We start from the raw sequence: 23,263 nt of genomic DNA, 5'->3' as shown, positions 1-23,263 counted from the left end.
TGATGCAACTGAATCCCTGGTTTTCTACCACTCTTAAGGCGGCTGGTCTGGCAGCCGCTCTGGCAGCGGTCAGCGCTTGCCAGCCGGCACCCGCGTCGGGTTATCAAGCCCCAACTGCAGCGCCTGTCGAGCAGACCGAAGCGCCCTGGTGGGACGATGCGGTTTTCTATCAAATCTGGCCACGTAGTTTTTACGATACCAGTGGTGATGGTCATGGCGATTTTAATGGCATGACCGCCAAACTGCCTTATTTGTCCGAGCTAGGCATTGATGCCATCTGGTTGACGCCGATGTTTGAAGCGCCGTCTTACCATGGCTACGACTTTACCGAGTTTTATCAGGTGGAGTCAGATTACGGTACCATGGCTGATTTTGAACGCTTTTTGCAAGAAGCCGAAGCCCGTGGTATCCGGGTGATTCTGGATCTGGTGATCAACCACATTTCCCGTGAGCACCAGTGGTTTCAGCGCTCAGCCGAGCGCATTGAGCCGTACAGCGATTACTTTATCTGGCGGGAAAGCCTGCCAGAAGCTGGCAAAGGCTGGGGCCATGCCTGGTCGGATAACGATATGCCTGAAGCGGTTTGGCATTTTGATGAGACCCGGGGCGAGTACTACTACGCCGCCTTTGGTGCCACTCAGCCGGATCTGAATCTGGAGCATCCGGATGTGATCGAAGAAATGAAACGGATGGCCCAATTCTGGCTGGATAAAGGGGTTGATGGCTTTCGGCTCGATGCGGTGCGCTTTGTGATAGAGCGCGGCCCGAGCGGTCAGGCCGACTTGCCCGAGACCATTGATTACTGGAAAGATTTCAATGCCTTTGTCAAAAGCGTCAATCCCGAGGCTTACTTAGTGGGCGAAGCCTGGGTCGATATCCCGGTGGCAGCCAAATACTGGGGGGAAGGCAAAGGGCTGGATCAGGGCTTTGATTTTGAATTTGGCTACATCGTGCTGGATATGCTGCAGCAAGGCTTGGCCACAGAAGCCCAGTTTGGCACCATGAGCCAGCAGTCTGGTCAGGCAGAAGACGGCGCCTTGCATCCGCTAGCGCAGAATGTGCAGCGCCGGCTGGAGTCCGGCGCACCGCTGGCCTTCTTCACGCCGTTTTTAACCAATCACGATCAGGATAGAGTTGGTTTTCAATTGCAGGAAAACCACGGCAAAGCCAAGCAGGCAGCTGCCTTATTGTTTAGCTCACCAGGAACTAAATACATCTACTACGGTGAAGAAATTGGCATGACGCAGCAGCAAAGTGGCCATGATGTGTACAAGCGGGCACCGATGTTATGGGATCAGAGCCATCAGGCTGGTTTCAGCCAGGCTGAACTCAGCTGGGTGCAGCAAAAAGAGCTCTTTACCCAGGCGTTTGATCCCTGGTGGCCGGATTTTCTGGCGCAGCAGCTGGCAGCCGGCGATAGGACGGTGGCAGCGCAGCGCGCTCAACCGGACTCCTTGTGGAACTTGCACCGTCTGCTGATCGCGATGCAAAAGCAGCGGCCGGAAATGCGTCTGGCGGGCTCTTACCAGGTGCAATCACCGCAGCAGGGTATTCTGACGGTGACGCGTGAGCTGGGCGATCAACGCACGGTGTTTGTGCTGAATCTGGCCGGTGAAATGGCTGATATTGCCACAGTGCTGGCAGAGCACAGCAGTCTGTCAGTAAGATGGGGCTTTGATTTGGATGGTAGTCTGTTGGCTACCGATGGCTTACTGATTATGCAATCGAGATAACAAAGCAGGTGAACAGGGCTGCGTCTGCCTGGCGCAGCCCTGGTTTTTTACTAATTACCGAGCAGTTTATCCAGCTCTTTTTTCGCATCATCCAGCAGTTGTTGCTGGGCTTTCTTGGCATTATTGCATTTGGCAATATCCGTGCTTTCACCTTTCAGCCGAAGTTCGGCACACTCCATCATTACCTTTGCCAATAGTTCCGGGTCTTTTGCCAAGGTATCGGCGGAAGGAGCACCACCACAGGCTAGTAATGTCAGGCCAGAACAAAGAAGCAAGCTCGTTTTTTTCATCATCTTATCCTTTTGATGCTGTGCCGCAGGAAGTACGGATCACAATTTTTGGTTCAATTTGATTGGTCTCGATGGGTTGATTGTTCACCAACCGCAGCAGGTTCTCTACCAGCATTTCACCGGCCAGGCTGGTGTCTTGTTGAATGGTGCTCAGCGGTGGGGTGGTGTAGGATGCCACCGGAATGTCATCAAAACCCATCACCGCAATATCATCTGGCACCTGCAGCCCGCGCTGTTGAATGCCCTGCATCACCCCAATGGCAATTAAATCACTGGCGCAGAAGATGGCATCGACAGCTTTGCCGCTATCCAACAGGTTCTGTACGGCCAGCTGACCCGCTTGTTCGGTTGAAATGGCATTGAACTGGGCAATAGCATCGTGGCGAATGCCCGCTTGTTGCAGTGCATCGCTAAAGCCCAGGAAGCGCTGATTAAACTCTGGGCTGCCAGCCGAGGCATTGCCTATAAAAGCAAAGTGTTGGTGGCCCAGAGACAATAAATGTTCGCCAGCTAAGCGGCCACCCTGACGGTTGTTGCTGCGAATGGTAAAATCCGGATGACCTTCGACATCGGCTCCCCAGCAAACAAAGTGGGTTTCCTGTGCCAGCAGTTTGTCCAGCTTTTCTTCGTAATCTTCATAGTCACCATAACCGAGTAAAATAATCCCATCGGCCTTTTTGGTGTCTTCGTAGTCGGCATGCCAATCATCACTCAACTGCTGAAAAGACACCAGCAGATCTTGCCCCCGCTGTGCACAGGCCCGGGTAATGCTACCGAGCATGGATAAAAAGAATGGATTGATCAACGACTCATCGGTGGTGGGATCTTCAAACAGCAACAAAGCCAGGGTACTGCTGCGCTGCTTACGCAGGTTACTGGCATTTTTATCCACCTTGTAGTTGAGCTGGCGGGCAATGGCCTGCACCTTATCCCTGGTCTCTTTATTAACCTGAGGACTGTTGCGCAAGGCCCGGGATACGGTAGATTGTGATACACCGGCCAGGTAAGCAATATCGAAGGATGTGGCTTTTTCTTTCATGGATTACGCTCAACTGTAGCTCGTTGCTCTAATCGATTAACAACGAGCCAGACAAAGAAAGATACTGGAGCGACAACGACTTAACACGGCCTTTGCTGACACCTGCTTCCTATCATAGTCGGAAGCAGGTTGGGATTCAAATGCTGAAACAAACGAGGGGAGTGAGTTAACTGCTCTGGAATACCGGCTCCAGCAAACTGAAGCTGCCGCTATCGGCATCCATTTCGGCCGAAGCGCCCACGGGTACAATAAACTGGCGTGGTATATGGCCGATCATGGCACCGTTGTAGGCTGGTATATTCAACGGCAGGATGTAATCATCCAGAATATCGTCCAGCGTCAGGCTACCCCAGCCGCCGCCAGGCTCACAACGGGCACAATCGCCAAAAATAAAGCCACTGATTTTTTGCAAAGCACCACTTAAACGCAAGGTGCTGAGCATCCGATCGACTTTGTAAGGTGGCTCATTGATATCTTCTAAAAACAGAATCTTATTGGTAAAGTCCGGTAAGTAAGGCGTTCCGGCCAGTGATGTCAAGACGGTCAGGTTGCCGCCAACCAGCTCACCCCGTGCTTTGCCACCACGAATGGTATTGGTACGGTTGTTGCGCACAATGATATCGTCTTCCGGCCGGTGTTCGTTTTGAAAGCGAACCAGCTCGCGCTGAAAAAACAGCTGCTCAAATTGTTGCACATTAAATTCATGCCAGCGACTACTGCCATTGGGGCCATGGAAAGTAACCAGGCCGGTCTTAGCATGCAAGGCATTATGAATGGCGGTAATGTCGGAGTACCCCAGCACGACTTTAGGATTTCTGCGCACCAGCTCGTAATCAATCAGTGGCAGAATGCGGGCGGCACCCGAGCCACCACGCAGGCAGATTACGGCTTTGACCTCCGGATCAGCAAACATGGCATTAAAATCAGCTGCCCGCTCGGCATCCTGCCCCGCCAGGTGGCCATGCCGGCTTTGGAAGTGAGGGCCTGTCTTGACTTTAAAACCAAGGGCCTGCATCGACTCTACGGCAAACTGGGCCTCCATCCGGCCAGCAATGGCGGCAGATGGGCTGACTACCCCGATGGTATCACCACGATTAAGCGGCAATGGCAGTAGTTTCCCCTTTGGATTGACAGCACTGCTGGCTAAACCGACAGGGCTCATCAGTGGTAGTAAGGCAGATGCAATGCTTAGTTTCATAAAGCTGCGTTTATTCATGGTGCTGTCTCCTTTAAAGGGGTAATCCGCAGTCTAATACAATTTTTTATTACTAATCAAATCAAAGATAGGAATTTTTTATTCCTTACTTGGTGTTCAGAACTGGATTTAATCAGGTGAAATTGTGAAACATTGTTAACTTTGTTCTGTCAGCACCTGACCGGTGATAAACTAATCAGACTCAGGTTTTCGAGAACTTCTGTCAATGAAAATGCTTCAAGCCACTTTTCTGTTGTTGGTATCCGGCTTTGCTGCAGCTAGTGAAGCCAGGCCACAGGATGATGGCTTTGTGGAAGAGTCCAGTTGGCGCTTCTCACTGGCGCTGGGTGTCGGTCAGAGCTCCAGCCCTTTGTATGATGCGGCCAATATGCCACTCTATTTGATGCCAGATATTAGTTATTATGGCAAGGTAGGTTTTTTTGACAACGGCATCCTTGGCGCTGGTCTGGATCTGACACCGCACTGGAGTATCAGTCTGGTTAGCCGGCTTAACCCGGAAAAGGGCTACTTTTATCGTTGGCATGTCTCGCGTATTCCTTCCTTTGAGCAAACTTTCTCCAGTATGCCGACGGTCTCGATGGAACCACGCTCATTGCAGCAGCAGGTTTCTGTGAACGAAGTAAACCGGCGCCCGACCGCCTGGGATGGTGGGGTACAACTCAATGCCTGGTTTGATGAGTGGACACTACGCCTCAATGGCTGGACTGATATCAGTGGTCAGCACCATGGCCATGAAATCAGTGTGGTAGCTGGGCGCCATCATCAGACTGCTTTGGGGCATTGGCGTCTCAGTGGCGGCGTGTATTGGAAAAGTGAAAACCTGATGCAGCGTTATTATGGCTTGTCCGACGATGAACCCTTGCATCTGCCGCGCTATCAACCCAGAGCGAGTGTGCAACCGGAGCTGGAGTTGTACTGGTCCTTGCCGCTCAGTGCTGGTTGGCGCATGATGGCGTTTTATCGTTATCGCTGGCTGGACAGTGCTATGACCCGAAGCCCATTGGTGCAACAGTCGTATCAACACAGTTGGTTTATTGGCTGGAGCTATCGGTTTTTCTGATGATGGGATTATTCGCTAAAACTGCATGGATGCTTCTACTGCCGCTGGCTGCAACGCCAACCGAGCCATGTGATGCCGGCTTATGCTGGTCGGCCAGCCCGATGTTGTGCATTGCCAGTGCCCAAGGGGAGCGCTGTGAGGCAGAGCTCAAAGTAGTTTGGTCCAGTTCCGAGCCGATTGATCTTTGTCTGTATCTGGCAGAAGAGGCGCTCAGTTGTTGGCAACAACAGCAGCAAGGCCAGTGGAGTTCCCGCTTAATTTGGCCGGAACAAGCCAGACTGTCTTTGCGGGATGCCGACCAAGTGTTCCTGGATGAAACTCTGATCACAGTCAGTCGTCAGCCAAAACGACGTAGACGGCTGGTGGCGCCATGGAGTGTATTTTGATGAGTAAAGTATTGTTGGTGGAAGATGATGTGCGGTTGGCAGAGCTGGTACAAGGCTATCTAATTCAGCATGGTTTTGTCGTCGAGGTGCAAGGCAATGGCAATGAGGTGGCAGCGCATTGCCAGCGCTTCCGTCCCGATTTAATCATTCTTGATCTGATGCTACCTGGCCTGGACGGCTTTGGTGTCTGCCGACAGATCCGGCCTGGTTTCGCTGGCCCTATCTTAATGTTGACTGCAAGGCAAAGTGATATCGATCAGGTGCTTGGTTTGGAGCTGGGAGCCGATGACTACGTGATAAAACCGGTGGAGCCCCGGGTGTTGCTCGCCCGGATCCACGCCTTGCTAAGGCGGCGCCAAGCGGCTGAGCCAGGCCAAACGCATGAACTGAGCTTCGGTCAACTGCAATTAAAGCGTCGGGCCAGAGAGGCTTTTTTAGCGGGGGAGCGGGTTGATTTAACCAGCTATGAATTTGATTTGCTCTGGATGTTGGCAGCGCATGCGGGTCAGACGGTTCGGCGGGAGGAAATTCATCAGCAAGTGATTGGCCGGCCCTATGATGGCCTGGATCGCACCGTCGATGTACGGGTATCGCATCTACGCAAAAAACTCAATGACAATACCGAAACACCCTTTCGGATCAAAACCGTCTGGGGTAAAGGCTACTTATTCGTTGCGGATGCCTGGTCGGTCTGATGCAGCGCCTGTTCCTGCAGTTTTATTTGTTCCTGTTGGTGCTGCTGATTGCGCTGGGCTGGAGTATTGAGCAATTGTGGCAACTGTGGTCGAAAGAGGAGCTGCCTCCTTCTGTCGCTCTGTGGCAACGACAAATTGAATTGGTCATGCAACAACCGGTATCCCAACTACCCTCGCAATTAGCTCTACCGGCTCAGGCGCTACCGCTTGATGGCGTGCCATTCCCGCAGGCAGAAATGCAGGCATTGAATCAGGGGGCGGTGATCCCCATGTTTGGCCATCAGAATGAGTTGTACTTGTTTGCCCGGCAACAGGACCAACTCTGGCAATTTGGTCCAGTGCAGCTAGAGAGTCCTTCACAGTTGCGGTTGTGGTTGACGTTGTTATTCTTTGTGTTGCTGGGGGTTGCGGTTGCTTTGTGGCTGTGGCCTTTAGCGCGTGATATCCGCCAGTTACAGCGTGATTTGAGTGTTGTGGGTCGGGGTAAGCCATCTCCGGTTAGCTTGCCCGGTTACTCGATGCTGGCGCCCATCGCTGATAGTGTGCAGCAAATGCAGGCACAAATTCAGCGCTTACTGTCATTGCAAAAGGAAATGACCCATGCAGTGTCGCATGAGCTTCGCACCCCTTTAGCCCGTTTAAGCTTTGCACTGGAAATGGCCAGTCAGCTCAGCGAACGTGAGCGCCAACTGATGCAACAGGATGTACTGGTATTGCAGCGGCTGGTGGATGAAATGCTGGATTATGCCCGGCTGGAAGTAGCAATGCCACAACTAAGGCCCGTACCCGTCGATCTCACTGAGCTGTTGCAGAGCTTACAAGAGCAACTGGCACTGCTGCCTGGGCCTGTTATTGAATTGAACTTGCCACAGCCTTGTTGCTGCCGGGCAGATGGGCATTATCTGGAGCGGGCTTTGGTTAATTTACTGCAAAATGCTAAAGGCTTTGCCCGTAGCCGCATCCTGGTTTCTGTTGAGCAAAAAAATGGTCAACTGTGGCTGCATGTCGATGATGATGGCCCAGGGATACCGGATGCGATGCAGCAGGAAATCACCAAACCCTTTCAGCGGCTGGACCAGCCCAGAAGAGCGGGTACCGGTGGCTTTGGACTGGGCTTAGCCATTGTTAGTCGTATTATGGAGTGGCACCAGGGGCGACTGGCGGTTGGCCAGAGCCCACTGGGTGGAGCTCGTTTCAGCTTGGTACTAAAGGCCTAAATCGCGCAAAAAATCGTCATCCACGTCAGGGCTTACCTGATCGGCAACGGCATAGTTGCCTTGCTTGGCATTTTCCAGAATGTCGTCCGGGTTTTCCTGCACGGCTCTTTCAAACTCATGCAACTGGATGAACTCGGTTTTATCCATCGCCAGCTCAAGATAAAAAATATTGTGCTCGGGAGTATTAAAGGTAACCCGCCTGGCCTGAGGTTGATCCAGTTGGGTATTGATCAAGATTTGCACTTGCTTGTTGATGGCCATCATTTTCGGCTGGCTCTGGTTGATCGAGGTCTGCAAATCAAGCCGTACTTTATTGGTAAAATCACCGACGATCTGGTTCATCAGCTCGCCCATCACGTTACCCACTTCATCCGAGGTATGGAATTGCGCCAGCTCAGATTCAGGCATGCCCATACTCATCATGTACTTGCGGTAAATTTCCATGGCGGCCTGAGAGGTAAAGTTAATGACCACCAAACCAGAAAAGCCGCCATCAAATAACACAAAACAGCCCAGATCTGGCCGCAGGCAGGTTTTCTGAATTTTCTGCACCATGGGTGAGTAATTGACCTCACGGTTGCCGGCTGCAGCCAGCACTTCAGTCACCGATTGACACAAGGTCAGCAAAATATCTTCGGTGGCTACGATTTTACTTTTTTTCATGAAAGGCCCTGTGACTGCTCTGATGGTATGGTTTCAGTATATGCCGAAACGACCTGCTGCGCCTAGCACATGATGAAGATGTCCCCTTATAGCGGCCAAAACAGCAGCAATGCCGGGATCGCTACGGCAATGACCACCAGCTCCATCGGTAAACCAAGCCGCCAGTAATCGCCAAACCGGAAGCCGCCTGGGCCTAAAATCAGGGTATTGTTCTGATGGCCAATGGGCGTTAAAAAAGCACAGGAAGCACCGATTGCAACCGCCATCAGAAAGGGATCCGATTGGACGTTCAGTTGATTGGCAACACTGATAGCAATAGGACACATCATCGCTGCTGTGGCGGCATTGTTCATAAAATCCGACAGCGTCATGGTCAGTACCAGAATCAATGCCAGTGCCAAAATCGCATTCTCGCCTGCCAGGTAGTACAACATATTCTGCGCCAGCATATCTGCAGCTCCTGTGGTGGCCATTGCGCCGGCAACCGGGATCAGGCAGGCTAGCAGTACAATCACCGGCCAGTCGATGGCCGTGTAGACTTTCCGCAGCGGCATTACTTTTAATGCCATAATAGCCAGCATGCCTGCAGCAAAAGAAATAGCTGCCGGCAGCAAGCCGAAGGCGGCGCCACATATAGCCCCCAGCATAATTATGCTGGCAAACAGAGTATTGCGCTTTTCCGGAACCCGGATCTGGCGCTCCGCCAAAGGTACACAGCCAAAATCTGCTGAGAACACGGCCAGGGCTTCCTCCTGCCCTTGCAGTAACAGCACATCCCCCGCCTGCAAGGTGGTTCTGCGCACGCGTTTGTAGGAACGCTGTCCCTGGCGGGATAATGCCAGTAAGTGAATATTGAAGCGACGCCGCAAGTTCAGGGTGGCAGCGGTGCGGCCAATCAGATCGGAGTTAGGCAGAACGGCCAGTTCGAGCAAGTGCAGCTCACCATTATCCTCTTGCTTGTTTTTTTCTTTGCGGGAGTCCTGAGCCTCAACCTCTTGTTCGTTTTCATCTCCTTTTTGATTTGCAGGGCTTTCTTCTAGCGATAACCCGAGGTTGGATAGCAGAGAACCAAGGCTTTCAGGCTCAGCCTCGATGATCAGTACATCCTGATCCACCAAACGGTAATAACCGGGTGGTGATGGTGCCCGGTAATTGTTTCGCACAATGCCAACCACCTGGGCATCGAGCTCTTCCAGCTTTTTTTCCAGCTCGCGCAGCGGAATATCAACCAGCTTGCTTTCTTTGGTGATGCGAATCTCAGTCAGGTATTTGCCGGTTTCAAAGCTGCTGGCGTCCGCCCTGTTGCGCACCGGCACCAGCCGCCAACCAATCAGGGCGACAAACAGCACTCCTACCAGCGCAACCAGCACGCCAACTGGGCTGTAATCGAACATGGCAAAGCCACGCTCTGCGGTTTCGGCACGAAAACCGGAGACAATCAGATTCGGTGGGGTGCCAATCAGTGTTGTCATGCCGCCCAAAATGGAGCCAAATGCCACCGGCATCAGGATCTGACCAGGCGCCACCTGGATGCGGGATGCCACCTGAATGGCTATGGGCATTAACAACGCCAGCGCTCCGACATTGTTCATGAAAGCGGATAAAATGGCTGCTAAAGCAGTGAGTGCAGTGATAGTGAGGGTGGGGCCAGCCTGCTTCGGTAGTACTTTCATTGCCAGCACATCGACAGCCCCAGTGGCTTGCAAAGCCTGGCTCAGCACCAGCACACAGGCCACGGTAATCACTGCCGGATGGCCAAAGCCATTGAAGGCTTCATCGGTTGGTACCAGGCCAAGCAATACGCAAGCCAGCAAACTGGCAAGGGCAATCATGTCATGCCGCCAACGACCGGATAAAAACAACGCCACGGTAATGGCCAAAACGGCAAAAATTAAGAGTTGTGCTAGTTCCACTTCCAGGCCTTAGTGATTGACGTGACGTGAGAGTTACTGCATTCACTATCCGACAGGATGGAATTTTTCGCAAGCTAAGGACAGTCAATCATTGCTTTGGTACAATCTTGCTATGATTAGCTGCTTCTGGTTACTGGACTGTTCTTATGCATCAACTCACTTTGCAAACCCCGGACGACTGGCATCTGCATTTTCGCGATGGCGATCTGTTAAAGGATACGGTTCCGGCGACGGCCCGCAGCTTTCACCGTGCGATTGTGATGCCGAATCTGGTTCCTCCGGTGACCACCGCAGCATTGGCGGTGGCTTATCGTGAGCGTATCCTGGCAGCACGACCAGAGGGCAGTCATTTTGAGCCGCTGATGACGTTATTTCTGACCGATAAAACCTCGGCACAAGACATTGCGGCTGCTAAAGCTGCTGGTGTCATCGCCGCCAAGCTGTATCCGGCAGGAGCGACAACCAACTCCAACGATGCGGTCAGTGCGCTCGATAGCCTGTACCCGGTGTTCGAGGCCATGGCGAAAGAAGGTATGCTGTTGTTGGTGCACGGCGAAGTGACCAACGCCGATATTGATATTTTTGACCGGGAAAAAGTCTTTATCGACCGTTATCTGCAGCACATAGTAGCCCGCTTGCCAGAACTCAAAGTGGTGTTTGAGCACATTACCACCGCCGACGCCGCCCAGTTTGTGCAGGAAGCTCCGGCCAATGTGGCAGCCACCATTACCCCGCAGCACCTGATGCTCAACCGCAATGATTTGCTGGTTGGCGGTATTCGGCCTCACAATTACTGCTTGCCGGTGTTAAAGCGCAGTACGCATCAGCAGGCGCTTCGCGCTGCGGTTGCGTCAGGTTCGTCTAAGTTTTTCCTGGGGACTGACTCCGCACCTCATGTCAAACACCGTAAAGAGTCCAGTTGCGGCTGCGCTGGCTGTTACAGTGCACCTTGTGCCATTGAGCTCTATGCCGAAGTATTTGATGACTTAGGTTGCCTGGATAAGCTGGAGGGGTTTGCCAGTCACTATGGCCCGGACTTTTATGGCTTGCCGCGCAATACTGGTAGCATCGTGTTGCAACGCCAGGATTGGCTGGTGCCGGAAGAGCTGGCGCTCACAAATGGCGACACCATAGTGCCGTTTCATGCTGGCCAGCCGCTGAAGTGGAAACAACTGTAGTTGAAGTTTCTTTACCCTTTCAGATAGCTGAGCAACCGTTCCAGCGCGCGGTAGCTCAGTGCTTCCATTAAATGTTCTTTGCGAATATGCGGTAGTTCCTGCAAGTCAGCAATGGTACGAGCGACCTTGATCAACTTATGATAACTGCGTGCCGACAGCTTCAAATGGTGAATGGTATCTTCCAGAAAAGCGGCATCCTGAGTGCTCAAAGGGCAATGCTGGTTGATTTCGGCGGCTGATAAACGGGCATTAGCTTTGCCCTGGCGCGCCAGCTGGGTAGCCCGTGCTGCCAGTACCCGTTGGCGTACCTGAGCGCTACTTTCTGCTACGACACCTTGTTGGCTGAGCAAACCTTTTGGCAGTAAAGGTACATCGATTTGCAGTTCGATACGATCGAGAAAAGGCCCGGAAATGCGGTTTAAATAACGCATCACCTGCTCCGGGCTGGCGCGGCCATCGTCGTGGTGCCCGGTTGGGCTTGGGTTGAGTGCTGCAATCAGTTGGAATTGTGCCGGGAACTCGGCCTGGCGGGCGGCGCGGGAAATATGGATCCAGCCTGTTTCCAGCGGTTCTCTCAGCACATCCAATACTTTCCTCGGAAACTCGGGCAGCTCGTCCAAAAACAGCACTCCATGATGGGCCAGCGAGATTTCACCAGGCTTAGGTACCGGGCCGCCACCGACCAATGCCACGGCTGAGCTGGTGTGGTGTGGTTGGCGAAAAGGCCGTTGCTGCCAGTCGTTCATGGAGCGTGGCATCCCGGCTATGGAATAGAGTGCCGCCGTTTGCAGGGCTTCTTCTTCCGTCAGCTCAGGCAAAATAGCCGGTAGCCGCTGAGCCAGCATGGATTTCCCGGTGCCGGCGGGCCCCAGCATCAGCAGATTGTGCTCGCCGGCAGCGGCGATTTCCAGTGCCCGCTTGGCGGCGGTCTGACCTTTGACATCGGCCAAATCGGGCCACTGCTTGCGGGGCTCAGTCTGTAACGCAGGGATTGCTGGCAGCGCTTGTCCGGATTGCAAAAAACTATGGATCTGCAGCAAGTGGGTAGCACCATAGATACGGGCTTTGGGCACTTGCTGGGCTTGCTCGGCGTTGATCATGGGCATTAGGGTGGCCCGGCCAGCATCCCGGCAGGCCATAGCGACCGGTATTTCACCAACAATGGCCCGGATTTCACCGGATAAAGCCAGCTCACCAACAAATTCGTAGCCTTCAATGCTTTTCTCGGCCAGTTGGCCACTGGCGACGATAATACCAAGGGCAATCGGCAGGTCGAAACGGCCACCTTCTTTTGGTAAGTCAGCAGGTGCCAGGTTGACGGTGATTTTTCGATCCGGGAAGGCAAAGCCGCTGTTAACCAGTGCACTGCGCACCCGGTCTCTGGACTCTTTCACAGAAGCCTCCGGCAAACCAACCAGGTGAAAAGCGGGCAGACCATTGGCAATATGAACTTCAACGGTAACAAGAGGGGCGGCCAATCCATGGCGCGCCCTGCTAAAAACAATGGCTAATGACATCCTGTCTCCACAATTACCGACGAATGAAATCACATCCTGATTAGTATTGATCATAAAGTTTATAAATTGCAAATTAAATGATTATAATTTGATTTTTCTGTGCGAATGCTCATGAATCACGCAGGCATTCCGATAACGAATACGCTACACTTAGTCCCTGCTCGTTTTGAATCATGTATTTACGGAGGCTGCATGCAGCAATTCTGGCTGAACAGTGCGCTGCGACATCCCTGGCTGACTATCTGCTGGGCTTTACTGGCTATTTTGGTGATGTCCGCTGGCATGAGTCAGTTGTATTTTCGGGGGGATTACCGGATCTTTTTCTCACCGGATAATCCGCAAATGCTGGCGTTTGAGCAAATGCAAGACGAGTTCAACAAGAGTGATAACATTCTGATCGCGATTGCACCCAGGCAAGGTGATGTTTTTACCGAGGAGGTGTTGGAGCTCATCTGGCGTTATACCGATGCTGCCTGGCAAACGCCATACTCCAGTCGGGTAGACTCCATCACCAATTTTCAGCATACCGAAGCGATTGATGACGATTTGTTGGTCGAAGACCTGCTGTTGCAGCCAGCCATGCTGGATGACGACAAGCTTGCCGCCATTCGCCGGATAGCGATGAGCGAGCCGGCGCTTTATCGCAGCCTGGTATCGAAGGATGGCAAGGTTGCTGCTATTAATGTGATCGTGCAGCTGCCTGAAATCGACCAGAACCAGGAGGTGGTGGATGCATACGAGTATGTGCTGGCGCTTAGCGAACAATTTGCTGCCGAATATCCCGGAGTAGACTTTTACCATGCTGGTATTCTGGCGCTGAATTATGCCTTTGCCAGTGAAGCAGAGAAGGATGCCAGTACCCTGGTTCCTTTGATGTTTCTGGTGATCGTGCTGATGCTGTTGTTGCTGCTGCGTTCTTTTTCTGCTGCCATGGCGACGGTCATTATTATTCTGGTAACTATTTTTAGTACGCTTGGGATTGCCGGCTGGCTGGGCATTTTTTTAAGCACTGCGACCGTCAATGTGCCGACCATTGTGATGACACTGGCAGTGGCGGATTGTGTGCATGTGATTGCCTCCATGCAATATGCGCTGCGTCAGGGTAAGAGTAAAGATGAAGCTATCCATTACAGCATGACGCGCAATCTGGTGCCGATTTTTATCACCAGCATTACCACCTCGATTGGCTTTTTAACCTTAAACTTTTCAGAAGTACCGATTCTGCGTGACCTTGGCAATATGACCGCGGTTGGTGTCATGTTGGCCTGCTTCTTTAGCGTGACATTGCTGCCGGCGTTGCTGCGTTTGTTGCCTGCTAAAGTGGTGCCGGTCAGTCATACTGCGAACGGCATTGAGAAACTGGCGAACTTTGTGGTGCTACAGCATCGGAAGATTTTGCCGGTAGGCATCATTCTGATGCTGGGACTAGCCGCCTTTGCAGCCACCAATCAGGTTAATGATGTGGCAGTGAAGTACTTTGATAAACGCACTGAGTTTCGTCAGTCGCTGGATTTTATTGAAGAGAATCTGACCGGCACTGCGAATCTGGATTTTGCCATAGAAAGCGGGCAAACAAGTGGGGTGAATGATCCGGTGTTCTTGGCCAGAGTGGCTCGCTTTGCCGACTGGCTCGATCAACAGCCTGAAGTCACTCATGTCGCCAGTATTACCCATGTTTTTAAACGACTGAATAAAAATATGCATGGTGATGATCCGGCCTATTACCGCTTGCCTGAGCAGCAGGATTTGGCTGCTCAGTATTTATTGATGTATGAGATGTCTTTGCCCTTTGGGCTCGATCTGAACAATCAGCTGAATCTGGACAAAAGCGCCACCCGGGTAACGGCAACTTTGCAAAACCTGGGGAGTAAAGAGTTGACTGGTTTTGAGCAGCGCGCTCTGGACTGGCTGGCTACTGAAATGCCGGATTACCAGAGCTCGGCTGCCAGTACGGCGTTGATGTTTGCCCATATTGGGGAACGAAACATGGCGTCGATGCTCAAAACTTTACCTTTTGCACTGGTATTGATTTCAGCTTTGCTGGTGATCAGCCTGCGCTCCTGGCGGCTTGGCATCTTTAGCTTGTTGCCGAATATTATGCCGGCTTTGGTTGGCTTTGGTATCTGGGCACTGTATTCAGGTGAGATCAATCTGGGCTTGTCAGTAGTGGCCAGCATCAGCCTTGGGATCATCGTGGATGATACGGTGCATTTTCTTAGCAAATACCAGCGTGGTTTGCGTGAGGGGCAGGATACCGAAGGCGCGGTGCGCTATGCTTTTCATAGCGTTGGCCGGGCGCTCTTTGTGACCACTGTGGTGTTGGTGGCGGGTTTTACGGTATTGGCGATGTCTGGTTTCCGGCTGAACTCGGATATGGGTTTGTTAACCGGCCTGATTATTTTGCTGGCGCTGATTATTGATTTGCTGGTGTTACCGTCGCTGTTGCTGCGTTTTGACAACAAAGGAAAAAACAATGAGACATTCTCTGCAAAAACTTCTGCTTAGTCTTTGTATTGGTTTACTGATCACAACAGCCTGGGCAGATGAACAGGCTGCAGCAGAAGAGGGGCTGCGGATCTCGACCGAGCGTAAAGTCCGTGATACTGGCTGGGGGGACACTGAGGCCAGCATGACCATGGTACTGCGCGATGCCCGTGGCCGTGAGAGTCGGCGTGAAATGCGCACGCTCACGCTGGAAATGCCGGATGATGGCGATAAAGCGTTAACTATCTTTGATGAACCACGAGATGTCAGGGGCTCTGCGTTTCTAACCCACACCAAGACGATGGTACCGGATGAACAGTGGTTATTCTTACCGGCTGTGAATCGGGTGCGTCGCATTGTATCGCGCAATAAGTCGGGCCCTTTTATGGGCAGTGAATTTGCTTACGAGGATTTAAGCTCGTTTGAGCTGGAAAAGTTCAGCTTCCGTTACCTGCGGAGTGAAATGATGGATGGTGAGGAGTGCTACGTGGTGGAGCAAATTCCGCTAGATGAGTTTTCCGGCTACAGCCGTATGCTGGTATGGATTGATAAAAGCCACTACCGCGTGCAGCAAATCGAATATTTTGATCGCCGTGACAGCTTACTAAAAACCTTAACCATGCATGATTATCAGCTGTACAAAGACAAGTTCTGGCGGCCGCACCGGATGGAGATGGTCAATGTGCAGAACCAGAAAAGCACCAGTTTGCTGCTGAACGAAATTTTGTTTGACCGTGGTTTGACCGATGCGGACTTCGACCAAAATGCGTTGCAACGTGCCCGCTAGCGGGAGCGTATCCATGAGAATACGGCCTAAGCCTTTGTGCCTGCTTGGTCTGTGCCTGGTGTTCTGTGCGATACCAGCCACTGCAGAAACCAGCAGGCAGCGACAGGTGCTGCCGGATGAAACCTTATGGCGCATCGCCACTGAGATCCGACCGGATCTCAGTGTCAGTATGTCGCAGGTGATGCAAGCGATTCGTGAATTAAACCCACAGGCTTTTCAGCAGGGCGACCCGAATCAATTACGCCATGGCATCATCCTTCAATTACCAAGCCGCGAACAGATGATGCAACAAAATCCGGAGCTAGCTGAGCAGGTGATGGCAGATGCACGAGCTGCCTTGCTGGCTTCGTCAGTCCGGCAGTCATCAACGATCACTCAGGTTGATACTGCAGAACTGCCAAGTAAAAACAGCAGGCCCGCAGTCGTGATAGCTGAACCACAGCCAACCTGGCAGTCAGAGGCTGCTACGGCAACGAAGGCTCCACAAATCGTCTCATCCAGTGCTGATAACACCATGGGAGTCAGCAATCATGCTGCCCCAACGGTTGCAGTAACTGAGCCAGGGCCTGGTTTCTGGCAGCAAGTCGAATGGTTTTCCCAGCTGAACCTGATGCCTCGCTGGTATCCTCAGACCGGCTTGCAGCAGCAGGCGCAATGGCACAGCAGTGTCAGTTTTGAGCTGGAGGGTTACTGGCAGTCGGATGACCGTAGCCATACTCTGGTGTTTTCACCCTATATGCGGTGGGACCAACGGGACAGTGCCCGTCACCTGCTGGATATTTCCGAAGCGTACTGGCTGTATTTTGGTGGTGATTGGGAGTTAAGGGCCGGTATCAATAAAGTCTTCTGGGGGGCGGTAGAGTCACAGCGACTGGTGGATGTGATCAATCAGCGTGATTTACTGGACAGGCCGGATGGCGAAAGTAAGTTGGGGCAGCCGATGCTGCAACTGAGTCTTATTCGCGACTATGGCACTGTCCAGGCTTATCTGCTGCCGTATTTTCGCGAGCGAAAATTTGCCGGAGAAAAAGGGCGATTGCGTCTGCCACAACCCGTAGACACCTCGGCCGCTTTGTATGAGTCGCGCCATAAGCGCAGTCACCTGGATTGGGCGCTGCGCTGGTCACAACAGTTCAGCAGTCTGGATCTGGGGCTGAGTTATTTCCAGGGCACAGCACGAGAGCCAGTGTTGTTGCCAACAGAGCAATCCTTACTACCTTTTTATCCGCAATTGAAGCAGTTGGGGCTGGATGCACAGTGGGTGCTGGGGTCCTGGTTATGGAAAACTGAAGCAGTGTACCGGCATACAGAGCAAGAGCACTCCAAAGCCCTGGTGACCGGCTTTGAATACACTCAGGTTGGTATCAATGATCACTTCTGGGATCTGGGTTGGCTGCTGGAGTATCAGTACGATAGCCGGGGGCTTGGCGCAGCGACCATTGCACAAAATGATGTTTTTGTCGGTTGGCGATTAGCGCTCAATGATGCGGCTGGCTCCGAAATCTTGTTTGGCATGATGCAAGATCTGGATCGAAGCCATAGCCGCAGTGCTTACCTTGAAGCATCGACCCGCTTGGGGGAACGGCTAAGATTACGCGTCGATGGCTGGCTCTTTCACAGTCGTTACCCGGACGAGCTATTGTACTGGCTACGGCGTGATGATTACATTCAACTGACGCTGGAGTATTACTTTTAAGGTTCACCTAAGTCGGATGAGTGTTTGCCAAATACTGGGATGGTTAGCTGCCATTTAATGGCTGCCAGTCGCAGTGCAAGCAGGCTGCTCATACCAAGCAACATGGCTATCAGGGTTGTTGCGCCAGCAAGTTGAACCAGAATATAGATGGTGCCGCCAAAGATACAGGCAAAGGCGTAAAGCTCGCCACGAAATACCATCGGGATTTCCCGGCAAAGCACATCACGGATCATGCCACCGGCGACCCCACTCATGGTACCCATCATAACCGCCACAAAATAGGAGGTGCCATGATCCAGGGCTTTCTGAGTGCCCATAATTACGAAAAACGCCAGTCCAATCGCATCAAAGAATTGCAGGGTGTTATTGGGGATTGTGAGGCGTTTTCTTAGCAGTACGATGGTGATTAGCGCGGCGCTGAAAATCGCAATGAAGTAATTGTTGTTGTTCATCCACACCACAGGGACATCCAGCAACACATCGCGCAGGCTACCACCGCCAATGGCAGTGACCGTTGCTAAAACTAACACGCCAAAACCGTCCATTTGCTTTCGCCAGGCAGCTAAAGTGCCGGAGATCGCAAACACCGCCACCCCCATTAAATCAAACCAGTGCAGATAATCCATCAGTCAATACCCGGTGTCACGATGATTGCTGATATGCTAGCATGCCACTCAATCTGAAGGATAGCTCTGTTAATTCACGGCAATTACCGTGTTAAGCTGGGGAACTATGAATAAAAAACTGCTTATTCCAGTGGTACTACTGGGGGGGGTGTTGGTTGGGCTACAACTGGCCAACCATCAAGCCAGCAAGACCATTAAAACGCAAATTGCGGAAGTGAATCAGTCGTATGCGGAGATGGCTGAGCAAGGGTTATTGCCCGCATTGCAACTGCAATACCAAGGCGTGCGCGCCAGTGTGCTGCGCTCACGCTACCAGATTGAGGGTTTGAGCCTGCAGCTGCAGGGTCTTGGTGAGTTATTGACGATTGAACAGGTTCAGCTCCATGGCATCAAACCGCATCGTTTATCCGAGCAGGGCAGTGTTCGGGTGCGTAGTCTGACGCTTGGCAGTGGTGCCCAGTTGTTTGTTCCGGCAGAGCTGGCAGAGTTTGCAGGCAGTGTAAAGGTGCATGGTGATTATAGTTACCAGTACCAGGCGAGAAATGGCCAGCTGCAGCTGGCGCAGCAAACCCGTATTAATGACGAATTTGTGCTGCGCTACCACATTCAGTTTGCCGGGATGCAAGCGGTCTGGCAACAACTGAGCAATATCACTGCGATGAGTTCAGCAGAACAACAGGCAATGCTGGAGTCTGAAGCTTATGTGGAGCAATTTACCGCCGCAGTGATGGCGGCTGCACTAGCCAGCGGTGAGCTTCGCATTGAGAATCATGGCTTTTTGCAGCGTTTGCTGGCTCAGCTGTCGGCACAAGGCCAAGCGCCTGATTTCAGCGTGATGCAGGGGATGGCACTGATGCTGTTATCAACAGCCGAGGGGTTGCCGGCGGACATGCGGCAAAAATTGATTGTTTTTGTGCAGCAACCGGAGTCCTTCACGCTAGGTTTCCAGTTTCAGCAACCTTTGCCGTTGGCTGAACTTGAGCATGGCCTGGCTTTTCAGGCGTTGGATAGCCTGGATGATTTTATTGAGTTTGCAGGTGTCCGCGTGCGTGTGAATGATTAACTACATAAAAAAGGGCAGCCAGTGGCTGCCCCTTTGTGGATGCCATCTGACTTTAAGCCAGCTCAGTGGTTAACCGGCGCCAGTGGCGGCGCTGTTCGGTGAACAAAGCTTTCAGTTCCTGATACTGTTTTTGAATATTCAGCTCGGCATAGTGCTCCTGCAGACTACTTTGCAATTGCTGTTTGCGTTGCAGTAACAGGCTTTTTTTCAGCTCATAATAAGCCTGCATCCGTTCCAGTAACAGCTCATACTCCAGCTCCATTTTATGCAGAATTTGCTCTGCATCCGGCAATGCTGATAAACGTGCCTTGGCATGCTGTAATTGCATGGCCGCTTTAGCCTGCTCAATACGCTCTTCCGGACAGGTGCGTAGTTTGCTGGTTAAACCTACCCAGGAGCCTGCTTTGATCAGCCACTTGGTAGGATCAAAGTGCCACCACTTAATGCCGTTGCGGTAATCGTATTCAAAAAGGTGATGGAAGTTATGGTAGCCTTCACCATAGGTCAACAGTGCCAGTACACCATTGTCCCGTGCGGTATTTTGATCGGTGTAGGTCTGCTTGCCCCAGATATGCGCCAGTGAATTGATAAAGAAAGTAAAATGATGGCTGAGCACCAATCGCAAGACGCCCACCAGCAGGATCATGCCCCAGAGGTTGCCAAGCAACAGCCCCAATAAAATAGGAATACCAATGTTGGTCGCTAACGCCAGCGCCAGATAATGTTTGTGCTGAAAGCGAAGAATTTTGTTTTTTTGTAAATCACGGACATTATCATAGGTATAATGATCTGGCCCCTGGTAATCGCGCAGCATCCAGCCAATATGGCTGAACCAAAAGCCGCGCCTGGCGGAATAAGGATCTTTATCGTTGTCATCGACATGGCGGTGGTGCACCCGATGATCCGATGCCCAATGAATGGCACTGTTTTGCAACGCGAAAGCACCACCAATGGCAAAGATAAACTCCAGTATTGGATGTGCCTGATAGGACTTGTGCGACCACAAGCGATGATAGCCAGCGGTAATTGACATTCCGCAGTAGCCAAGGCATAAGATCATGGCAATGATTTCTGCTTTGCCAAAGCCTACCGCGATGGCATACCAGGGCACTGCGACCAAAGCAACGAGGAAAGTACTGCTAAAGACCAGAATATTGGTCCAGATAAGTGGGGCTTTTTGCATAAATAATTTTCAGCTTACAAATGTACGCCCAATGTACCGGTGCCGTGTTAACAGGTCAAGCTGGATCCGATGAATGACAGTGAAAAAGAGACGCCGCTGTGAGCCGAGCTGAACAAAAAGAGAAAACCAGGCGCGCCATTATTAATGCCGCTTTTCAGCAGCTGAGCGCAGACAAAAGCTTTGCCAGCCTGAGTTTACGTGAGGTAGCCCGTGAGGCTGGAATCGCACCAACGTCCTTTTATCGTCACTTTTCTGATATGGATGAATTGGGATTAACCCTGGTGGATGAGGCGGGCCTGATGTTGCGGCAACTGATGCGCCAGGCCAGGCAGCGCATCGTGCATAATCGCAGCGTGATCCAGACCTCAGTCGAAACCTTTATGGAGTTTATTATGCAGCACAGCAATGTGTTCCGTTTGCTGCTGCGCGAACGCTCTGGTACCTCGGCGGCGTTTCGAAGCGCTGTTGCACGTGAAATTCAGCATTTTTGTGCTGAACTGGCCGATTATCTGCGTAAAGAAAACAAGTGTTCTGCTGAGATGGCATTAATTCAGGCGGAAGCCATGGTGATCCTGGTGTTTCATGCTGGCGCTGATGCACTGGATGCCAGTGATGAAGTGCGGCAGCGTATTACCATAAAAACCATTCAGCAGTTACGCTGGTTGGCCGGAGGCAGTAAGCCCCCGGTCGTATAAGCTGCTAGCGTGCTTTTTTCCGCAGCCAGACACCACACTCCAGATGATGGGTATAAGGGAACTGATCAAAAACTGCAAAGCGTTCAATGCTGTGTGTTTTCGCTAACTCATCCAGATTCGTTTTCAGTGTTTCCGGATTGCAGGAAATATAAAGAATGTCTTCAAAGCGGCTCACCAGCGTCACGGTCGCTGGATCCAGGCCAGCCCGGGGTGGGTCGACCAGCACGGTATTCAACTGCAAGTTTGATAAGTCAAGTTGCTTCAGCTGCGAGCTCTTGAGTAAGGCTGCTGAGACATCTTCTGCCGACATTTGCAGCACCTGTACATTCTTGATGTGATTCAGGCTGCAGTTGTACTGAGCAGAGCGGATGGATTTGCGGGATATTTCGGTTGCAACCACTTGATGAAAGTGCGCTGCCAGTGCCAGTGAAAAGTTGCCATTGCCACAATACAACTCCAGCAAGTCGCCTTTTAGCTGCTTAGCGACATCGCATGCCCAGCTCAGCATGTGTTGATTGACTACGCCGTTTGGCTGCGTAAAGCTGTTTTCAATTTGCTGATAGCGCAGCGTTCTTTGTCCGACCTGCAGTTGCTCAATGATGTAGTCACGATCCAGTTCAATTTTCTGTTTTCGCGCCCGACCAATCAGATCCACCGGTCCATAATCTGCCAGCTGCTGTTTAAGTCTATTGGCTGCCTGTTGCCAGTTTTCATCCAGCTGACGTTTGTAGATCAAGGTGATCAGCAATTCACCACTTAGGCCAGTCAGATAATCGATTTGGTACAGGCGGCGGCGCAGTTCATCGTTGTCTTTTAGCTGCTGTAACAGTACGGGCATCATATTGCTGATGCGTTTATCGGCGACAGGGAAATGATCTATGCGTACCCGCTCTTTGGTTGCCGGGTCAAACATAATATGAAACAGATCATCGCCTTCATGCCAGATGCGAAACTCAGCCCGTAAGCGGTAGTGCTCGCTTGGCGAACGAAATACCTCTACTTCAGGAGGCTGCAAAGGGGCTAACAAGGTCTGCACTGAGCCAAGCTTGGACGTGAGCAGGGCTTCGTATTGTTCGGGAAAAGTTTGTCCTGGGCGCATGCGGCATCCTGATCAAGCATAAAAGCGTGATCTTACGTTTTTTTAAGCGGGGTGCCAAATACAAAGAAGAGCAGCGCTAACTTTAGCGCTGCAATGCATCGTGTGGGAGTCGCGATTAGTTTTCTTGCCGATCTTTTGCTTCACGGACTTTCAGTGTTCTGTCCTGGAACTCGCTATCATTAAGTGCCTGAATCATTTTTTCAGCATCTTTGGTGGCTACTTCCACAAAACCAAAACCTCGACGACGTCCTGTCTGGCGATCTTTCATCAAACGTACATTCAGCACCACGCCTTTGGTTTCGAACAACTGTTGAACCGCTTCTTCATTAGCACGGTATGGCAGGTTGCCGACATAAAGAGTTGCGGTATCGCCTTGGTAAATCTGTTCGACCAAATCGTCGCTCAAGTTGATGGCATTGCCTTTGACATCTCTCAGAATAGGTACCAGCACTCCTGCGACTAATACGCCAAGTACAACTGAAACATACGAAGGTAAGGCTGGATCAAGCAGGTAAAACACTAAAAAAGCAAGAATAGCCACCGCTAAGGTGTAAGGTAAGGTGGCTCGTAACGTAGGTAACATAAGATATATCCTATAAGAGTCAATGAATTAATATGGTAAAAACCTGCGGAACAGGTGATTTAATCTTAGCGGTTGCTCGGGAACTAGCCAACTGAAATCTGATAAAAGACAAATTTGTCTTTTCAGCCTTGACAGCGCGT

General features: G+C 51.7%; 21 protein-coding genes. 11 read left to right on the top strand and 10 right to left on the bottom strand.

The genetic code is table 11. The features are described from left to right. Positions 1–2 precede the first annotated feature (2 nt). Positions 3–1,733, top strand: a complete 1,731-nt coding sequence (locus QWY20_RS16095) for an alpha-amylase family glycosyl hydrolase (protein WP_330130027.1) — start codon at positions 3–5, stop codon at positions 1,731–1,733. Between the two features lie 50 nt (positions 1,734–1,783). Here the strand turns inward: QWY20_RS16095 and QWY20_RS16090 are convergent, their stop codons facing one another. The 3 genes from QWY20_RS16090 to QWY20_RS16080 all read right to left on the bottom strand — a co-directional run bounded on the left by QWY20_RS16090 (position 1,784) and on the right by QWY20_RS16080 (position 4,278). Continuing rightward, positions 1,784–2,026 (bottom strand): EexN family lipoprotein, encoded by a 243-nt coding sequence (locus tag QWY20_RS16090; RefSeq protein WP_330130026.1) that lies wholly within the window; start codon positions 2,024–2,026, stop codon positions 1,784–1,786. A gap of 1 nt (position 2,027) precedes the next feature. After that, a complete protein-coding gene (locus QWY20_RS16085) occupies positions 2,028–3,062 on the bottom strand; it encodes a LacI family DNA-binding transcriptional regulator (protein WP_330130025.1) in 1,035 nt (344 codons plus the stop codon). A 166-nt stretch (positions 3,063–3,228) separates the two neighbouring features. Further along, positions 3,229–4,278 carry a S66 peptidase family protein gene (locus tag QWY20_RS16080; protein WP_330130024.1) on the bottom strand — a complete coding sequence of 350 codons (1,050 nt, stop codon included), beginning with the start codon at positions 4,276–4,278 and terminating at the stop codon, positions 3,229–3,231. Positions 4,279–4,483: 205 nt separating this feature from the next. Here QWY20_RS16080 and QWY20_RS16075 point away from each other — a divergent pair, with 205 nt between their 5' ends. Genes QWY20_RS16075 through QWY20_RS16060 form a run of 4 tightly spaced genes read left to right on the top strand, consistent with a single transcriptional unit; the run spans position 4,484 to position 7,636 of the window. After that, complete coding sequence (locus QWY20_RS16075; RefSeq protein ID WP_330130023.1) at positions 4,484–5,338, top strand: MipA/OmpV family protein; 855 nt, start codon at positions 4,484–4,486, stop codon at positions 5,336–5,338. Next, a complete protein-coding gene (locus QWY20_RS16070; protein WP_330130022.1) occupies positions 5,338–5,724 on the top strand; it encodes a DUF3019 domain-containing protein in 387 nt (128 codons plus the stop codon). Before QWY20_RS16075 ends, QWY20_RS16070 begins: the two co-directional genes overlap by 1 nt. Then, a complete protein-coding gene (locus QWY20_RS16065; RefSeq protein ID WP_330130021.1) occupies positions 5,724–6,419 on the top strand; it encodes a winged helix-turn-helix domain-containing protein in 696 nt (231 codons plus the stop codon). Before QWY20_RS16070 ends, QWY20_RS16065 begins: the two co-directional genes overlap by 1 nt. After that, the gene (locus QWY20_RS16060) at positions 6,419–7,636 is read left to right on the top strand and encodes an ATP-binding protein (protein WP_330130020.1); all 1,218 of its coding nucleotides are present in this window, start codon (positions 6,419–6,421) and stop codon (positions 7,634–7,636) included. Before QWY20_RS16065 ends, QWY20_RS16060 begins: the two co-directional genes overlap by 1 nt. On the opposite strand, the gene QWY20_RS16055 is transcribed toward QWY20_RS16060, so the two are convergent. Continuing rightward, positions 7,625–8,299: a DUF3334 family protein gene (locus QWY20_RS16055; RefSeq protein WP_330130019.1), complete on the bottom strand. Its 675-nt coding sequence runs from the start codon at positions 8,297–8,299 to the stop codon at positions 7,625–7,627. The two genes, QWY20_RS16060 and QWY20_RS16055, sit on opposite strands and share 12 nt — an antisense overlap. 86 nt (positions 8,300–8,385) lie before the next feature. After that, entirely contained in the window at positions 8,386–10,212 is a 1,827-nt protein-coding gene (locus QWY20_RS16050; protein WP_330130018.1) for an SLC13 family permease, read from the bottom strand. Positions 10,213–10,358: 146 nt separating this feature from the next. On the opposite strand from QWY20_RS16050, the gene pyrC reads away from it, so the two are divergent. Next, positions 10,359–11,390: a dihydroorotase gene (pyrC, locus tag QWY20_RS16045; RefSeq protein WP_330130017.1), complete on the top strand. Its 1,032-nt coding sequence runs from the start codon at positions 10,359–10,361 to the stop codon at positions 11,388–11,390. A gap of 11 nt (positions 11,391–11,401) precedes the next feature. Here pyrC and QWY20_RS16040 read toward each other — a convergent pair whose 3' ends face one another. Continuing rightward, positions 11,402–12,907: a YifB family Mg chelatase-like AAA ATPase gene (locus QWY20_RS16040; RefSeq protein ID WP_330130016.1), complete on the bottom strand. Its 1,506-nt coding sequence runs from the start codon at positions 12,905–12,907 to the stop codon at positions 11,402–11,404. A 192-nt stretch (positions 12,908–13,099) separates the two neighbouring features. Between QWY20_RS16040 and QWY20_RS16035 the strand changes: the two genes are divergently transcribed. From QWY20_RS16035 to QWY20_RS16025, 3 genes are read left to right on the top strand one after another with little or no spacing between them, the layout of a single operon-like run. Continuing rightward, the gene (locus tag QWY20_RS16035; protein ID WP_330130015.1) at positions 13,100–15,412 is read left to right on the top strand and encodes an efflux RND transporter permease subunit; all 2,313 of its coding nucleotides are present in this window, start codon (positions 13,100–13,102) and stop codon (positions 15,410–15,412) included. Next, positions 15,381–16,178 (top strand): outer membrane lipoprotein-sorting protein, encoded by a 798-nt coding sequence (locus QWY20_RS16030; protein ID WP_330130014.1) that lies wholly within the window; start codon positions 15,381–15,383, stop codon positions 16,176–16,178. The genes QWY20_RS16035 and QWY20_RS16030 overlap by 32 nt, the downstream gene beginning before the upstream one ends. Before the next feature lie 13 nt (positions 16,179–16,191). Continuing rightward, the gene (locus QWY20_RS16025) at positions 16,192–17,874 is read left to right on the top strand and encodes a FimV/HubP family polar landmark protein (RefSeq protein ID WP_330130013.1); all 1,683 of its coding nucleotides are present in this window, start codon (positions 16,192–16,194) and stop codon (positions 17,872–17,874) included. Here QWY20_RS16025 and QWY20_RS16020 read toward each other — a convergent pair. After that, on the bottom strand, positions 17,871–18,500 hold the full coding sequence (locus tag QWY20_RS16020; RefSeq protein ID WP_407935440.1) for a trimeric intracellular cation channel family protein: 630 nt from the start codon (positions 18,498–18,500) through the stop codon (positions 17,871–17,873). The two genes, QWY20_RS16025 and QWY20_RS16020, sit on opposite strands and share 4 nt — an antisense overlap. A gap of 106 nt (positions 18,501–18,606) precedes the next feature. On the opposite strand from QWY20_RS16020, the gene QWY20_RS16015 reads away from it, so the two are divergent. After that, a complete protein-coding gene (locus QWY20_RS16015) occupies positions 18,607–19,563 on the top strand; it encodes a hypothetical protein (RefSeq protein ID WP_330130012.1) in 957 nt (318 codons plus the stop codon). Between the two features lie 52 nt (positions 19,564–19,615). On the opposite strand, the gene QWY20_RS16010 is transcribed toward QWY20_RS16015, so the two are convergent. Beyond that, positions 19,616–20,746, bottom strand: coding sequence for an acyl-CoA desaturase (locus tag QWY20_RS16010; RefSeq protein WP_330130011.1), 1,131 nt, complete (start codon positions 20,744–20,746; stop codon positions 19,616–19,618). A gap of 98 nt (positions 20,747–20,844) precedes the next feature. Between QWY20_RS16010 and fabR the strand changes: the two genes are divergently transcribed. After that, positions 20,845–21,441, top strand: coding sequence for an HTH-type transcriptional repressor FabR (fabR, locus tag QWY20_RS16005; protein ID WP_330130010.1), 597 nt, complete (start codon positions 20,845–20,847; stop codon positions 21,439–21,441). 4 nt (positions 21,442–21,445) lie between these two features. Here the strand turns inward: fabR and trmA are convergent, their stop codons facing one another. Beyond that, positions 21,446–22,540 (bottom strand): tRNA (uridine(54)-C5)-methyltransferase TrmA, encoded by a 1,095-nt coding sequence (gene trmA, locus QWY20_RS16000; protein WP_330130009.1) that lies wholly within the window; start codon positions 22,538–22,540, stop codon positions 21,446–21,448. 115 nt (positions 22,541–22,655) lie between these two features. After that, complete coding sequence (locus tag QWY20_RS15995; RefSeq protein ID WP_330130008.1) at positions 22,656–23,123, bottom strand: RNA recognition motif domain-containing protein; 468 nt, start codon at positions 23,121–23,123, stop codon at positions 22,656–22,658. Positions 23,124–23,263 lie beyond the last annotated feature (140 nt).

This window comes from Alkalimonas cellulosilytica, assembly GCF_036325985.1.
In the GTDB taxonomy this organism is placed as follows: Bacteria; Pseudomonadota; Gammaproteobacteria; order Enterobacterales; family Alteromonadaceae; genus Alkalimonas; species Alkalimonas cellulosilytica.
Note: the sequence above shows the minus strand (reverse complement) of the source record. Positions and strands in the feature narration are given on the sequence as shown.

Coding starts and splice junctions, on each gene's coding strand:
- QWY20_RS16095 (WP_330130027.1), top strand. CDS start 3: ATGCAACTGAATCCCTGGTTTTCTACCACTCTTAAGGCGGCTGGTCTG.
- QWY20_RS16090 (WP_330130026.1), bottom strand. CDS start 2,026: ATGATGAAAAAAACGAGCTTGCTTCTTTGTTCTGGCCTGACATTACTA.
- QWY20_RS16085 (WP_330130025.1), bottom strand. CDS start 3,062: ATGAAAGAAAAAGCCACATCCTTCGATATTGCTTACCTGGCCGGTGTA.
- QWY20_RS16080 (WP_330130024.1), bottom strand. CDS start 4,278: ATGAATAAACGCAGCTTTATGAAACTAAGCATTGCATCTGCCTTACTA.
- QWY20_RS16075 (WP_330130023.1), top strand. CDS start 4,484: ATGAAAATGCTTCAAGCCACTTTTCTGTTGTTGGTATCCGGCTTTGCT.
- QWY20_RS16070 (WP_330130022.1), top strand. CDS start 5,338: ATGATGGGATTATTCGCTAAAACTGCATGGATGCTTCTACTGCCGCTG.
- QWY20_RS16065 (WP_330130021.1), top strand. CDS start 5,724: ATGAGTAAAGTATTGTTGGTGGAAGATGATGTGCGGTTGGCAGAGCTG.
- QWY20_RS16060 (WP_330130020.1), top strand. CDS start 6,419: ATGCAGCGCCTGTTCCTGCAGTTTTATTTGTTCCTGTTGGTGCTGCTG.
- QWY20_RS16055 (WP_330130019.1), bottom strand. CDS start 8,299: ATGAAAAAAAGTAAAATCGTAGCCACCGAAGATATTTTGCTGACCTTG.
- pyrC (WP_330130017.1), top strand. CDS start 10,359: ATGCATCAACTCACTTTGCAAACCCCGGACGACTGGCATCTGCATTTT.
- QWY20_RS16040 (WP_330130016.1), bottom strand. CDS start 12,907: ATGTCATTAGCCATTGTTTTTAGCAGGGCGCGCCATGGATTGGCCGCC.
- QWY20_RS16035 (WP_330130015.1), top strand. CDS start 13,100: ATGCAGCAATTCTGGCTGAACAGTGCGCTGCGACATCCCTGGCTGACT.
- QWY20_RS16030 (WP_330130014.1), top strand. CDS start 15,381: ATGAGACATTCTCTGCAAAAACTTCTGCTTAGTCTTTGTATTGGTTTA.
- QWY20_RS16025 (WP_330130013.1), top strand. CDS start 16,192: ATGAGAATACGGCCTAAGCCTTTGTGCCTGCTTGGTCTGTGCCTGGTG.
- QWY20_RS16020 (WP_407935440.1), bottom strand. CDS start 18,500: ATGGATTATCTGCACTGGTTTGATTTAATGGGGGTGGCGGTGTTTGCG.
- QWY20_RS16015 (WP_330130012.1), top strand. CDS start 18,607: ATGAATAAAAAACTGCTTATTCCAGTGGTACTACTGGGGGGGGTGTTG.
- QWY20_RS16010 (WP_330130011.1), bottom strand. CDS start 20,746: ATGCAAAAAGCCCCACTTATCTGGACCAATATTCTGGTCTTTAGCAGT.
- trmA (WP_330130009.1), bottom strand. CDS start 22,540: ATGCGCCCAGGACAAACTTTTCCCGAACAATACGAAGCCCTGCTCACG.
- QWY20_RS15995 (WP_330130008.1), bottom strand. CDS start 23,123: ATGTTACCTACGTTACGAGCCACCTTACCTTACACCTTAGCGGTGGCT.